Source organism: Sulfitobacter rhodophyticola, assembly GCF_041281685.2.
Taxonomy (GTDB): domain Bacteria; phylum Pseudomonadota; class Alphaproteobacteria; order Rhodobacterales; family Rhodobacteraceae; genus Sulfitobacter.
This window is the reverse complement of the sequence record NZ_CP166251.2, coordinates 293,605-306,404: the sequence shown is the minus strand read 5'-3', so window position 1 is coordinate 306,404 and position 12,800 is coordinate 293,605. Positions and strand designations below refer to the sequence as shown.

Genomic DNA, 12,800 nt, shown 5'->3' with positions numbered 1-12,800 from the left:
TGCAACATGGACGCGAAAACCGGATCGCGGACCATAGGAGAACAAGGAATGCCCAACACCGCAGCCACTCAGGCCGCGAGGTTATCCGTCGCGCCCATGATGGATTGGACCGACCGCCATTGCCGCTATCTGCACCGGCTCCTGAGCTGCCAGACGCTGCTTTACACCGAGATGGTAACCGCACCGGCGCTTGTTCGGGGCGGGGCGTTGCATTTGCTGGAGCATCACAAGACAGAACATCCCGTTGCCCTGCAACTGGGCGGCTCAGATCCGGCGGAACTCGCGCAGGCGGCGCGTTTGGGGTCGCAGGCAGGGTATGATGAGATCAACCTAAACGTCGGTTGTCCGTCAGACCGCGTGCAATCGGGCTGTTTCGGCGCGGTGTTGATGGAGCAGCCCGCGCTGGTCGCACGGTGCGTGGCGGAGATGCGCGCGGCGGTCGATGTCGAGGTTACCGTCAAATGCCGCATCGGCGTGGATGATCAGGATCCGGAGGTCGTCCTGCCGGAATTCCTGGCCCAGATCGTCGCGGCGGGATGCACCCGCGTGGCCATCCACGCGCGCAAGGCGTGGCTGCAGGGCCTCAGCCCCAAGGAGAACCGCGATATCCCACCGCTGGATTACGCGCTGGTCATGCGGATGAAGGAGTATTTTCCCAACCTGCATATCTCGATCAACGGTGGCATCACGTCGCTGGCGGAAGCTGAAGCGCTGCTGGCCAGCGGGCTCGATGGTGTCATGGTAGGCCGCGCGGCCTATCACCAGCCCGCCGATATCCTGTGTCAGGCAGACCGCCGCATTTTCGGTGCGGGGCCCGATACCAGCGCCGAAGACGCGGTGTGCGCGATGCTGTCCTACATCGAAAATCACCTTGTGCAGGGTGGCAAGCTCAACCAGATCACCCGGCACATGCTGGGCCTGTTTGCAGGGCGCCCTGGCGCGCGCCTCTGGCGGCGGTCCCTGTCCGAGGGTGCCGCAAAACCCGGTGCCGGTCCGGAACTGGTGCAGGCGGCACTGAACGCGGTCACCGCTGCCGCGCAGGTGCACGCTTCGGCGGTCTGAGCGATCCTGCCATGTCCGGCGGGCCGCATGCGTGGTGCTGTTGGATTTCAGACCTCCGGTGGGGTTTTTTGAACCATTTGGAAGGGGCGAGGGGGACGGGACCTGTCCGGGCCGGGGGTGACGGGCGTGTTCATTGGATCCGATCCGGCGGGTCGTGCGTATCCGTTCCATTGTCTGGAGGTGACCCCTTGCACCACATTCCCTATCTGCTGAACATCCTGATCCTCGTTCCGGTGGTCGCGGGCCTGATCCGCCACACTGCGGGCGCGCCCGTGTCTGCGTTTGATGGCGTTCCTGACGCGCCGGTCTTACGGATGATGGTGGCAAGCCTTTGGGCCGGGGTGCTTGTCGTCTCCGCCATCGCGCTTTTCGATCCCGTGCGCTTCTGGCCGGTTCTGGTGTTTCAGGTGATCTACAAGGCGCTATTCGTTGTTCTTTGGTGTTTGCCCATCTGGATGGGGCGCGCGGACGGGGTGGTGCCGTCCGGGCCAACCGCAGTGTTCGTGGTCATCATCGCCCTGTGGCCCTTTTTCATTGTGGCCGCCCAGCGATCAGGGCAGATGTAGGCCCGCATCAACCAAGGACGCCCGCAATGCCCGACCTCACGCTTCTGATCAGCATGGCGCTGTTGCTGGCCGCCATCGGCGCTTTTGCCGGGGTTCTGGCGGGGCTGCTGGGGGTTGGCGGTGGCATCGTGCTGGTGCCTGCGTTCTTTTATGCCTTTCAGACCCTCGGCTACGACGGGCCACAGCTGATGCAGATGTGTCTGGCGACCTCGCTTGCGACGATCATTGTTACATCCCTGCGATCGGTGCATTCGCATAACCGCAAAGGGGCCGTGGATTGGGAAATCCTGCGCGGCTGGGCCCCCGGCATCGCGGTGGGTGCCGTGGTGGGGATGTTCGTGGTCGCCGGACTGCGGTCGCAGACCCTGCAAGCGATCTTTGGCATACTCGCGCTGATCGTGGGCCTTTACATGGGGTTTGGCCGGGCGGAATGGCGTCTGGGTCAGGCCATGCCGCGCGGGGCGGGACGGCTTGCACTGTCGCCTGCGGTGGGCTTTGCCTCTGTGCTGATGGGGATAGGCGGGGGCAGCTTCGGCGTGCCGCTGATGAGCCTTTTCAATACGCCCATCCACCGGGCGGTCGCCACCGCTGCGGGGTTCGGTGTGGTGATCGCCGTGCCTGCTGTTCTTGGGTTTCTCTTTGTCGACATGACCGCGGGCAAACCGCCGCTGACCATTGGTACGGTCAATCTGGTGGCCTTCGGCATCGTGATCGCGATGACCCTGGTCACCGCGCCGCTGGGGGTGAAGCTGGCGCATTCGCTTGATCCCAAGCCGCTGAAACGGGTCTTTGCCGTCTTTCTGGTCGCCGTGGCGCTGAACATGCTGAGGAAGGCGCTGTGGGGCTAGAAGACGCCGGTTTTATCGTCTTTGACGCCGATGCCGATGTGGCCCGTTGGGCGGCTGCCGCGCACCGGCTCGGTACCGCGATTGCAGCGGAGCCGGACACACGCGCCGCCAACCTGCGCCATGGCGCGACATGGTTTGTCGGTGTCGATGCCCTGCCCAACGATGCCGATGGTGCGATCGATGGCGTGCCGCTGGACGGGCCGTGGCGCGACCACGTTACCGCACCTGCGCACTGGCATGCCGCCCAGCTTTCCATCGTCTACCCCGGCTATCCCAGACAGGATCCGCTGGAATCCGACGCCAATCACCGCTTTCGCATCACGCGCCATGCCGCCCATGTCGACGGCCTGCTGCCCGAAGGCCCCGCGCGCCGCCGCTTCCTGCGGGAGCCGCATGCCTTTATCCTCGGCCTGCCGCTGAATGCCTGCATCGCGGCCCCCCTGGTGGTCTGGCCGGGCAGCCATCTGATCATGGCTGCCGCATTCCGCAAGGCCACCCGGGGGCAAGACCCATCCACAGTGGACCTGACAGAACCCTATCAGGCCGCCCGCCGTGCCGTCTTTGATCAGATCATGCCGCAGCCTGTGCAGGCGGCACCGGGGCAGTCGGTTCTGCTGCACCGCCACATGTTGCACGGCGTTGCCCCGTGGGAGGACGGCCAGACCGGCCCGGCGGAAGGCCGGTTGATCGCCTATTTCCGACCGCAGACAAATGCTGCCGATTGGCTCTGATCAGCAAACAAACCGCGAAATGGCCCCCGCATTGTCGCCTGAATTCCCCCTCACCGCCCCATTGTCGCCATCTCGGCAGGAATAATCAGACCAAGGGACAGCGTGAGAGTTGGGGAATTGGTTATGAAAATCGTAATGACAGGACCGCAGTTGGGGTCACTTGGCAACCTTCTGTATTGCAACGAGGAAATGCCGGAACGCGGCCAGCACGCCTTTGGCATGAAAGGCAACTTCCGCCTTGAGGAAACCCTCGGCTTCACCACGATTTCCGGATATGCTGCCAATGCCAATTACGCACCCGAAGGCCTGGGCGGTGCCATCACCCATGATCTAGGTCTCGACTTCCTTTTTAGCATCGCGGGCGCGCGTTAAGCGTATCACACTGCCCTGACGGGTTTCAGGTCTTGCGTGCCAGCCGTGCCGCGCGGCCTCCGCGCCGCTTGGTCAACTGACCTGCGCGGGCGGGCAACTCCGCCATGATGGCGCGCCGCACTTCGTGCGACATGCGCGACCAGCTTCCGATCTCCTCGATGGACCGCAAACAGCCGGTGCACAGCCGTGTTTCGGGGTGAATCACACAGACTTTCACGCAGGGACTTTCGATCTCCGCGCGTTTCCAAACGTCGTCACTCATCATGTACCTCTTGCCTGCGCAGCACCGCCAGACGGTCCAGCAGCCCCTGCAGGATATAGCCCGCCGCCACGTGATCAATCACTTCCGCGCGGCGCTTGCGGGTGGTGTCGGCTTCCAGCAACGCCCGTTCGGCTGCAACCGTGGACAGCCGTTCATCCCAGAAGGTGATGGGCAGGGGATGCATTCGGTCGAAATTGCGCGCAAAGGCACGGGTCGACTGACAGCGCGGCCCCTCCGATCCATCCATGTTGCGCGGCAGGCCCAGCACCATGCCCCCGATGGCCCGCGCGCCGATGATCTCCACCAGCCGCGCGGCATCCAGCCCGAATTTGCGCCGCCGGATCGTCTCAAGCGGGGTGGCGACACTGCCGAAACTGTCGCTGACGGCGACGCCGATGGTCTTTTCCCCCAGATCGAGGCCAACAAGGGCCTGCATCCGGGGCAGGGCCGCAGCGAATTCGGCGGTATCCTCGAAGATCATTCCGCCACCCCGGCCTGCGATCCCGCATCGCGGATGATGTCCAGCGCGCCCGCGTCCCCGTCAAAGACCTGCATCGCATTGTCGAAGACCGCGCGCGCCTTCGCGGGCTCACCCAGCACCCCGAGCGAGGTGATCAGCCGCGCCCAATCTGTCGGCGGGCCGCCTTCGCTGGCCAGCCGGTCGGCCAGACCTTCGACCATGGCACCGATCATCTCCATCCGCTCCGCCACGCTCAGATCTCCGGCAGCGTCGATGTCATCCTGCGACGGACCGGGCGCGCCAGACCCCACGGCGGGGATTTCGTAACGCACCCCGGCAAGGGCCGCGACCTGACCGATCTGCTGCTGGATGGGCGCGATCCAGGCCGCATCCGGCGGACCCCGACGCAAGAGCTGATCCCAGATGCGAAACGTGATGTCGGGCCGCCCGGTCTGGATCCGCATCAGCCCGATGTAATAGCGCGCGCGCCCGTCGGTTTCGTCCAGATCAAGGGTGGCGCGCAGGACCCGCTCCGCCTCGGGCGAAACATAGCCGCCCGCCGCCAGCACCAGCAGTTCCGCATAATCGCCCAATTCTTGCGCGCTCACCTGCGTGCCGCGGATCCGCACCAGCGCGCCCTGCGCCCGCGCCGCCGCGGCGAAATTGCCAAGCCGCGCTTCGGTCTGCGCCAGCAGTATATTGCCCTGCGCATCATCGGGTCGCTGCGCCACGGCAACCCGCAACCTTTCGACCAGTTCCATGAATTCAGCGGCTGCTTCAGGCGCTTCGGGGCCAGGGGGCAGGCTGTCTTCGGCGGCCTGCTGACTGGGACGGTTTTCGCGCATCTGCTCGGCAAAGGCGATCCGGTCGGCGCGCGACATGTCGCCATAACCGGGTGCGCCCAACATCGAATAAAGTGCCACCGAAGCGCCCACCAGCGCAAGCGCAAGGGCGGCGATCATCATCCCCTGCGGCGGTCCGCCTCGATCCTCAACGTCACGTCCCGCGGCATCCGCCGTCAGGATACGTCGGGAAATTTCCGTCTTGGCCTGTGCGGCGTCCTCTGCCGAAATCACACCGCGCGCGACGTCCCGCTCTACCTCTGCCAGCTGGTCGCGGTAGACCTGCAAGTCATACCCTGCCGCATCCGCAACCGGCATCTGCGCCCCGCGCATCATCGCCCGCGCCAGCAAAAAGGCGACAGCGGCCCCCATGGCCACGGTGATGATCCAGAATAGCATGGCGCGTGCGGCCCCTTGTTCAGGTCTTTCAGCTCAAAGCAGACTTAATCGCTGAAACGCCCGCGCAAAAGGGGCCAATTGTGTCGCACCCTGTCAAAGGTTGCGTCAATTGCGGCCCATGTCGCAAAACTGCTAAGGAATGCCGTGGGGAGTATCCTCTTATCTGATCATCCGGTCAGAAGAGACATCAGGAGGCGCGCTGTCTCCGAATCCCGTATCGCATTGTCATCCGCCGGGGACGCATATGAAAAAGTATTCCGTATTTGCAGTGGCCCGTGAGGCGATGCGCCATCACACCGGCTGGACCCGCGCGTGGCGCGATGCACAGCCAAAGGCCCGCTATGATGCGATCATCATCGGGGCAGGGGGTCACGGGCTGGCTACGGCTTACTATCTTGGCAAGAACTTCGGCATCACCAATGTGGCGATCCTTGAAAAAGGCTGGCTCGGCGGCGGCAACACCGGGCGCAACACCACGATCATCCGCTCCAACTACCTGCAGGACCCGTCCGCGGCGATCTATGAAAAGTCCCGTTCGCTTTATGAGACGATGAGCCAGGACCTGAACTACAACGTCATGTTCTCCCCGCGTGGCGTGATCATGCTGGCCCAGACCGAACACGAGGTTCGCGGCTACAAACGCACCGCCCATGCCAACGCGCTGCAAGGGGTGACGACTGAATGGATCACACCTGCGCGCGTCAAGGAACTCTGCCCGATCATGAACATCGACGGCCCGCGATACCCGGTGCTGGGTGGGTTGTGGCAGGCCCGTGGCGGCACCGCGCGCCATGATGCGGTCGCTTGGGGCTATGCCCGCGCCTGCTCCGATATGGGCATGGACGTCATCCAGAAATGCGAAGTCACCGGCATCCGCTCCGAAGGCGGCAAGGTCGTCGGCGTCTCCACCAACCGGGGCGACATCGACTGCGACAAACTCGGCATGGTCGTCGCGGGCCACTCCGGCCATCTGGCCGACATGGCAGGCTTCCGTCTGCCCATCGAATCCGTCGCCCTGCAGGCGCTGGTCAGTGAACCCATCAAACCCTGCATGGACATCGTCGTGATGGCCAATACCGTGCACGGCTACATGAGCCAGTCCGACAAGGGCGAAATGGTCATCGGTGGCGGCACGGACGGCTACAACAACTACACCCAGCGCGGGTCGTTCCACCATATCGAGGAAACCGTGCGTGCACTGGTCGAAACCTTCCCGATCATCTCCCGCCTCAAGATGCTGCGGCAATGGGGCGGCATCGTCGACGTCACCGGCGACCGCTCCCCGATCCTCAGCAAAACGCCGGTCGACGGCATCTTCATCAACTGCGGCTGGGGCACGGGTGGGTTCAAGGCGATCCCCGGTTCCGGCTGGGCCATGGCCGAACTGATGGCCAAGGGCCGCTCACCGCTGACGGATGCCTTCGGGCTGGAGCGTTTCCGCGAAGGCCGCTTCATTGACGAAAGCGTCGCAGCGGGGGTGGCGCATTGAAAAGGTTCCTGAAAAACGCTGGGCTTCATGTTTTGATGAGCCTCCCGATTTATGCAGTTGGAGGAATTGCAGGGCACCTACTTATATGGGAGAGTCCGCAATCATTCCAAAGGTTCGGAAGCATCGCTGTTCTGATCGGCATAATACTTTTTGGCTTGAGTTCAAACGCAATCACGCGGCACTTACTTCACCGAGAAAATGCAAATAGCAAAATCACAGAAAGTGAGGTACCCAGTCTTTTCCTTCGAATTCAGGCGAGGGAGCTACGGGTTGCAGAGTTTTTTCTGATTTCAATAGGCACCTTGCAGTGGGGATATGGTGATCTCTTTCACTGCTGGTTCAACGGAAATGGGTGGAAAACATGCTGAACGTCCACTGCCCCAACTGCGGCATCACCGCCGAAGAAACCGAATTCCACGCCCACGGCGAAGCGCACCTCACCCGCTTCGGCCCCGGCGCCTCCGACGACGATTTCGAGAGCTACCTCTTCATGCGCCAGAACCCCAAAGGCGTGCACTTCGAACGCTGGCGCCACCAGAACGGCTGCGGCAAGTGGTTCCATATGGCCCGCTGCACCACCACACTCGAAGTCTTCGGCACCTACAGCGCCCAAACGACCGAGCCGCCGCAGGACATCCTCGACAGCATCAAGGAACGCCGCCCCGACTGGGAGCCCACACCGTGACCGCCCCCCTCTTTTCTCAAAAATATCCCAGAGCGCGAGACAGCGTCTCGCCCATTTTTGCCAAAGCAAAAATCATGAAATCAAGTGCGGGCCTGCCCGCACACTTCTGCACCGATGCAACACCGCGAAAGGTCTGCTGACATGAGCACCCGTCTCGCCACAGGTGGTCGCCTGCTGAACACCGACCAACCGCTGAATTTCACGTTCAACGGCAAACAGATGCGCGGCTACGCAGGCGATACGCTGGCTTCCGCACTGCTGGCCAACGACCAGATGATGGTCGGCCGGTCGTTCAAGTATCACCGCCCGCGCGGGCTGGTGGCAAGCGGTGCGGAAGAACCCAATGGGCTGGTCAACCTCGGCGCCGAAGGCCGGTTTGAGCCCAACGCCCGCGTGACCACTACCGAACTCTTCGACGGGCTGACGGCGACAAGCCAGAACCACTGGCCCAGCCTCGATTTCGACGTCGGTGCCATCAACGCGCGGCTCAGCCGCTTTCTGCCTGCAGGCTTCTACTACAAGATGTTCATGTACCCGCAGGCCGCGTGGAAACATGTCTATGAACCGATCATCCGCAAATCGGCGGGCTTGGGCAAAGCACCGCAGGCGCGCGATGACGACACCTATGAACACTACTATGCCTTTTGCGATGTGCTGGTCATCGGCGGTGGCGTCGCGGGTCTGGTTGCGGCGCGCACGGCGGCCCGTGCGGGCGCGCGCGTCCTGCTGATCGAACAGACCGAACACTGGGGCGGGCGGGCGCCGGTCGATGGCGGCAGCATCGACGGACAGCCTGTGGACAACTTCGTGGAAGAAATCCTTTCGGAGTTGAAATCGCTTGAGAATGTCACCCTTCGGACCCGGACCATGGGGGCAGGGGTCTATGACCATGGCTATGTCACCTGTTACGAACGGTTGCGCGATCACGCGCCTGACACACCCGGCCCGCGCCACCGCCTGTGGCGGGTGCGTGCTGGCCATGTGATCACCGCAACGGGCGCGCTGGAACGCCCGCTCAGCTTTGCGGGGAACGACATTCCGGGCGTCATGCTGGCCTCCGCGATGCGCGACTACGTGGTCAATTACGGGGTCTCCACCGGCGATCGCACGGTGCTGGTGACGAACAACGATAACGCTTACCTAACGGCAATTACGCTCAAGCATGCTGGGCTCGACGTGCCGGCGATCCTCGATGCGCGGGTGCTGGCGCAGGACAGTGAACTGGTCGCGCAGGCCCGCGCGCTGGGCATTCGCATCATGATGGGCCACGCGGTTTCCAGCGTGAAGGGCGGCAAACGCGTGACCGGCGTCGCGGTGTGCAGCCAGGCAGGCGAAGGTGCGGTGCTTGAGGAAATCCCCTGCGACGCGGTGGCCATGTCCGGTGGCTGGTCCCCGGTGGTGCACCTGTGGTCCCATTGTGGCGGCAAATTGGTCTGGGACACCGAAAAGGCCTGTTTCAGCCCCGATGTGGATAACCCGCCGAAAGGCGCGGACGGTCTGGGCTTTGTCACCACAGCGGGTGCGGCCTCCGGCATGTTCCCGCTGGACGATGTGCTGTGCGATGCCCATGCCGCAGGCGATGGCGTGGCCACTACGCTTGATTTCAAACTGCCCAAGGATGACACCGCCCCTAAGGCCGCCCGCCGGGAGGAAGCCGCGCTGATGCCCGTGTGGATGATGCCGCATGGCGCCTCCGTGAAACTGCGCGAAAAGGCGTGGCTGGATTACCAGAACGACGTGAAGGTCTCCGACGTGCGACTGGCCGCACAGGAAGGCTTCGTGTCGGTCGAACACACCAAACGCTACACCACGCTTGGCATGGCCACGGATCAAGGGAAGCTCAGCAACATCAACGGTCTGGCAACACTGGCGGGTGCGCTGGACGCGGACATCCCGTCTGTGGGCACAACCACCTTCCGCCCGCCGTATCATCCGATCTCGATGGCGGCCATCGGCGGGGAGGCGCGCGGCGACGTATTCCAACCCATCCGCCGCACGCCCCTGCACGACTGGCACGAAGCCAACGGCGCGGAATTCGAACCCGTCGGCCAGTGGCGCCGCCCCTATGCCTTCAAACGCAGTGGCGAAAGCACTCATGACGCGGTGATGCGCGAGGTCACGAACACCCGGCAGAGCCTCGGCCTGCTGGATGCCTCCACCTTGGGCAAACTGCTGGTCAAGGGGCCCGATGCGGGCAAATTCCTCGACATGCTTTACACCAACATGATGTCCAACCTTAAGGTTGGCAAATGCCGCTACGGGCTGATGTGTTCGGAAAACGGATTCCTCATCGACGATGGCGTCGTGGCCCGGATTGATGAGGATACATGGCTGTGCCACACCACCACCGGCGGCGCGGACAGCATCCATGCCCATATGGAGGAATGGCTGCAAACCGAATGGTGGGAATGGAAAGTCCACGTCGCCAACCTGACCGAACAATATGCGCAGATCGCCGTCGTCGGCCCCAACGCGCGCACCGCGTTGGAAAATCTCGGCGGCATGGATGTCTCGAAGGAGGCGCTCGGTTTCATGGAATGGGCCGACGGCACATTGGGGGGCTTCCCCGTCCGCGTCTACCGCATCTCCTTCTCGGGGGAGCTTTCGTATGAGATCGCCGTAGAGGCGAGCCATGGCCGCGCGTTCTGGGACGCGCTGATGGTGGTCGGGGCCGATCTGGGCGTGATGCCTTACGGCACCGAATGCCTGCACATCATGCGTGCCGAAAAGGGCTTCATCATGATCGGGGATGAAACCGACGGCACGGTGATCCCGCAGGACCTCGGCCTGCACTGGGCGCTGTCCAAAAAGAAAGACGATTACCTTGGCAAACGCGCGCAGGAACGCAGCCATATGGCCGATCCGAACCGCTGGAAACTCGTGGGGCTGCAAACCGTGGATGGCAGCACCCTGCCGGATGGTGCCTATGCGGTGGGCACGGGCACCAATGACAACAGCCAGCGCAACATGATCGGGCGTGTGACCTCGACCTATCATTCGCCCACACTGGATCGCGGCATCGCCATGGGTCTGGTGCACAACGGCCCCGATCGCATGGGCGAGGTGATCGATTTCCCGGGAACAGACGGCAAGACATACAGCGCGCGCATCGTGGACCCGGTTTTCTATGACAAGGAAGGGGAGAAGCAGAATGTCTGAACCCGTCACCGCCCTTAACAACGCCTCTGATCACACTGGTATCGTTGAGATTTCCGAGGTCGGCCCTATCGGCATGATCACCCTGCGCGGTGATCTGGCCGACAAGAAGCTGATCAAGGCCGCCGTGGCCGCAGGCGGGGTCAATGTGCCCGAACAACGCCGCATCAACACCGAAGGCGACCGCGGCATGGCATGGATGTCACCTGATGAACTGCTGATCCTGTCGCCCTACGCAGAGGTCAAAGACCGCACCGCAGATCTGGCCGAAGCGCTGGCCGGTCAATTCGCGCTGGCCGTCAACGTCTCCGATGCCCGCGCGGTGTTCGAGGTGAAGGGCAAACACGCCCGCGATGTGATGGCCAAACTTGCGCCGGTCGATCTGCACCCTGACCAGTTCACCCCCGGCATGTTCCGGCGCACGCGACTCGCCCAAGTGGCGGCGGCGTTCTGGATGCCGGAGGAAGATTGCTTTCACATCGTTTGTTTCCGATCCGTGGCACAATACGTCTTTGATCTGCTTAAAGTTGCGGCGCAGCCCGGGTCGGAGGTTGCAATCACCTGATTGTTTCCAAACCAGCGTATTGTTGACCGCGCGAAATTCGGGCTATCCTGCCATCTTTAGGACATATTTCGAAGGTGGTGGCCCAATGCGTCTGTTGTTTCTGAGTGCTCTTGTTTTCGCGTTTGGCGTGCAAGTCCAAACCGCCACTGCGGCGCAGGGATACCTTTACGACTGCGACATGCAGTACGTGAAACAGGGCAGGGGATGGGTCTCTCCCAAGATCGCGCTGGTGTTTCCCGGTGATGGTACGGTGAAGGTGGTCGATTCCGTCACGCTCCATTTCAACGAAGGGCCGCTTCTGGGAACCATCGTGCGGGAGAACGCAACCCGCATGGTCGTCAAATGGTCGGTCGAAAATGCAAAGGCGGAGAACGGCACCAGCTTCAACAATTTCGACTACCGCGCGTCTATCGCGAAACGCACCGGCGCGATTGAACTCACGGCAATTCCGCGCCATTACGATTCGGGCCTGCGCAGTCCCGGCACTTGTCGCAAGCGCACCCAATAAACTGGTGACGCAGCGCCGGTTTCGGCCCGGCGGACCTTGACGAAAGCCCCCTGCGCACTCCATCAGGCTAAGAGACTAGCAATAAAATGGAGGCCCAAATGGCTTTTGAACTTCCCGATCTTCCCTACGCACACGACGCCCTTGCCGCCAAGGGCATGAGCGCGGAAACGCTGGAATTCCACCACGACAAGCATCACAACGCCTATGTGGTCAACGGTAACAAGGCGATCGAGGGCACCGAATGGGCCGACAAATCCCTCGAAGAAATCATCAAGGGCACCTATGATGCGGGTGCGGTCGCGCAAAACGGTATTTTCAATAACATCAGCCAGTTGTGGAACCACAATCAGTTCTGGGAGATGATGGGCCCGGGCGACAGCAAGATGCCGGGAGAGCTGGAAAAGGCGATCACTGACAGCTTCGGCTCCGTCGACAAGATGAAGGATGACTTCAAGGCCGCAGGTGCCGGTCAGTTCGGTTCAGGCTGGGCGTGGCTGGTCAAGGACGCCGATGGCGGGCTGAAGGTCACCAAGACCGAAAACGGCGTCAACCCGGTCTGCTTTGGCCAGACGGCATTGCTGGGTTGTGACGTGTGGGAACATTCCTACTACATCGACTTCCGCAACGCGCGGCCAGACTATCTGGCGAACTTCCTGGACAATCTGGTGAACTGGGAAAACGTCGCCGCACGCATGTGAAATTGACGGTATTCTCCCAGTCACCGACGCCCGCCGCTTTGCGACAGTCTGGATGAACTGGGAAAACGTCGCCGCACGCATGTGAAATTGACGGTATTCTCCCAGTCACCGACGCCCGCCGCTTTGCGACAGCCTGGGTGAACTGGGAAAACGTCGC

Annotated in this window: 14 protein-coding genes; 11 read left to right on the top strand and 3 right to left on the bottom strand. The window is 62.5% G+C overall.

Translation table 11 applies throughout. The features are described 5' to 3' along the window. Positions 1-48: 48 nt before the first annotated feature. The 5 genes from dusA to AB4X18_RS02515 all read left to right on the top strand — a co-directional run bounded on the left by dusA (position 49) and on the right by AB4X18_RS02515 (position 3,579). Entirely contained in the window at positions 49-1,062 is a 1,014-nt protein-coding gene (gene dusA, locus AB4X18_RS02535; RefSeq protein WP_370402131.1) for a tRNA dihydrouridine(20/20a) synthase DusA, read from the top strand. Positions 1,063-1,250: 188 nt separating this feature from the next. Further along, complete coding sequence (locus AB4X18_RS02530) at positions 1,251-1,628, top strand: hypothetical protein (protein WP_370402130.1); 378 nt, start codon at positions 1,251-1,253, stop codon at positions 1,626-1,628. Positions 1,629-1,654: 26 nt separating this feature from the next. Next, positions 1,655-2,476, top strand: coding sequence for a sulfite exporter TauE/SafE family protein (locus AB4X18_RS02525; protein WP_370402129.1), 822 nt, complete (start codon positions 1,655-1,657; stop codon positions 2,474-2,476). After that, positions 2,467-3,207 (top strand): hypothetical protein, encoded by a 741-nt coding sequence (locus tag AB4X18_RS02520; RefSeq protein ID WP_370402128.1) that lies wholly within the window; start codon positions 2,467-2,469, stop codon positions 3,205-3,207. Before AB4X18_RS02525 ends, AB4X18_RS02520 begins: the two co-directional genes overlap by 10 nt. A 123-nt stretch (positions 3,208-3,330) precedes the next feature. Then, positions 3,331-3,579 carry a hypothetical protein gene (locus AB4X18_RS02515; RefSeq protein ID WP_370402127.1) on the top strand — a complete coding sequence of 83 codons (249 nt, stop codon included), beginning with the start codon at positions 3,331-3,333 and terminating at the stop codon, positions 3,577-3,579. A gap of 25 nt (positions 3,580-3,604) precedes the next feature. On the opposite strand, the gene AB4X18_RS02510 is transcribed toward AB4X18_RS02515, so the two are convergent. Genes AB4X18_RS02510 through ccmI form a run of 3 tightly spaced genes read right to left on the bottom strand, consistent with a single transcriptional unit; the run spans position 3,605 to position 5,542 of the window. After that, a complete protein-coding gene (locus AB4X18_RS02510) occupies positions 3,605-3,841 on the bottom strand; it encodes a DUF1289 domain-containing protein (RefSeq protein WP_370402126.1) in 237 nt (78 codons plus the stop codon). After that, positions 3,834-4,322: a Holliday junction resolvase RuvX gene (gene ruvX / locus AB4X18_RS02505; protein ID WP_370402125.1), complete on the bottom strand. Its 489-nt coding sequence runs from the start codon at positions 4,320-4,322 to the stop codon at positions 3,834-3,836. Before ruvX ends, AB4X18_RS02510 begins: the two co-directional genes overlap by 8 nt. Beyond that, a complete protein-coding gene (gene ccmI, locus AB4X18_RS02500; RefSeq protein ID WP_432817054.1) occupies positions 4,319-5,542 on the bottom strand; it encodes a c-type cytochrome biogenesis protein CcmI in 1,224 nt (407 codons plus the stop codon). The genes ruvX and ccmI overlap by 4 nt, the downstream gene beginning before the upstream one ends. A gap of 244 nt (positions 5,543-5,786) precedes the next feature. Between ccmI and AB4X18_RS02495 the strand changes: the two genes are divergently transcribed. The 6 genes from AB4X18_RS02495 (at position 5,787) to AB4X18_RS02470 (ending at position 12,643) form a co-directional block, all read left to right on the top strand. Further along, positions 5,787-7,031, top strand: a complete 1,245-nt coding sequence (locus tag AB4X18_RS02495; RefSeq protein ID WP_370402123.1) for a sarcosine oxidase subunit beta family protein — start codon at positions 5,787-5,789, stop codon at positions 7,029-7,031. Between the two features lie 361 nt (positions 7,032-7,392). Next, the gene (locus AB4X18_RS02490) at positions 7,393-7,716 is read left to right on the top strand and encodes a sarcosine oxidase subunit delta (RefSeq protein WP_370402122.1); all 324 of its coding nucleotides are present in this window, start codon (positions 7,393-7,395) and stop codon (positions 7,714-7,716) included. Between the two features lie 141 nt (positions 7,717-7,857). After that, positions 7,858-10,875, top strand: a complete 3,018-nt coding sequence (locus AB4X18_RS02485) for a sarcosine oxidase subunit alpha family protein (RefSeq protein WP_370402121.1) — start codon at positions 7,858-7,860, stop codon at positions 10,873-10,875. After that, on the top strand, positions 10,868-11,437 hold the full coding sequence (locus AB4X18_RS02480) for a sarcosine oxidase subunit gamma (RefSeq protein WP_370402120.1): 570 nt from the start codon (positions 10,868-10,870) through the stop codon (positions 11,435-11,437). The genes AB4X18_RS02485 and AB4X18_RS02480 overlap by 8 nt, the downstream gene beginning before the upstream one ends. 85 nt (positions 11,438-11,522) lie before the next feature. Then, positions 11,523-11,945, top strand: a complete 423-nt coding sequence (locus tag AB4X18_RS02475) for a hypothetical protein (RefSeq protein ID WP_370402119.1) — start codon at positions 11,523-11,525, stop codon at positions 11,943-11,945. Between the two features lie 98 nt (positions 11,946-12,043). Continuing rightward, on the top strand, positions 12,044-12,643 hold the full coding sequence (locus tag AB4X18_RS02470) for a superoxide dismutase (RefSeq protein WP_370402118.1): 600 nt from the start codon (positions 12,044-12,046) through the stop codon (positions 12,641-12,643). Positions 12,644-12,800 lie beyond the last annotated feature (157 nt).

Coding starts and splice junctions, on each gene's coding strand:
- dusA (WP_370402131.1), top strand. CDS start 49: ATGCCCAACACCGCAGCCACTCAGGCCGCGAGGTTATCCGTCGCGCCC.
- AB4X18_RS02525 (WP_370402129.1), top strand. CDS start 1,655: ATGCCCGACCTCACGCTTCTGATCAGCATGGCGCTGTTGCTGGCCGCC.
- AB4X18_RS02515 (WP_370402127.1), top strand. CDS start 3,331: ATGAAAATCGTAATGACAGGACCGCAGTTGGGGTCACTTGGCAACCTT.
- AB4X18_RS02510 (WP_370402126.1), bottom strand. CDS start 3,841: ATGAGTGACGACGTTTGGAAACGCGCGGAGATCGAAAGTCCCTGCGTG.
- ruvX (WP_370402125.1), bottom strand. CDS start 4,322: ATGATCTTCGAGGATACCGCCGAATTCGCTGCGGCCCTGCCCCGGATG.
- ccmI (WP_432817054.1), bottom strand. CDS start 5,542: ATGCTATTCTGGATCATCACCGTGGCCATGGGGGCCGCTGTCGCCTTT.
- AB4X18_RS02495 (WP_370402123.1), top strand. CDS start 5,787: ATGAAAAAGTATTCCGTATTTGCAGTGGCCCGTGAGGCGATGCGCCAT.
- AB4X18_RS02490 (WP_370402122.1), top strand. CDS start 7,393: ATGCTGAACGTCCACTGCCCCAACTGCGGCATCACCGCCGAAGAAACC.
- AB4X18_RS02485 (WP_370402121.1), top strand. CDS start 7,858: ATGAGCACCCGTCTCGCCACAGGTGGTCGCCTGCTGAACACCGACCAA.
- AB4X18_RS02480 (WP_370402120.1), top strand. CDS start 10,868: ATGTCTGAACCCGTCACCGCCCTTAACAACGCCTCTGATCACACTGGT.
- AB4X18_RS02475 (WP_370402119.1), top strand. CDS start 11,523: ATGCGTCTGTTGTTTCTGAGTGCTCTTGTTTTCGCGTTTGGCGTGCAA.
- AB4X18_RS02470 (WP_370402118.1), top strand. CDS start 12,044: ATGGCTTTTGAACTTCCCGATCTTCCCTACGCACACGACGCCCTTGCC.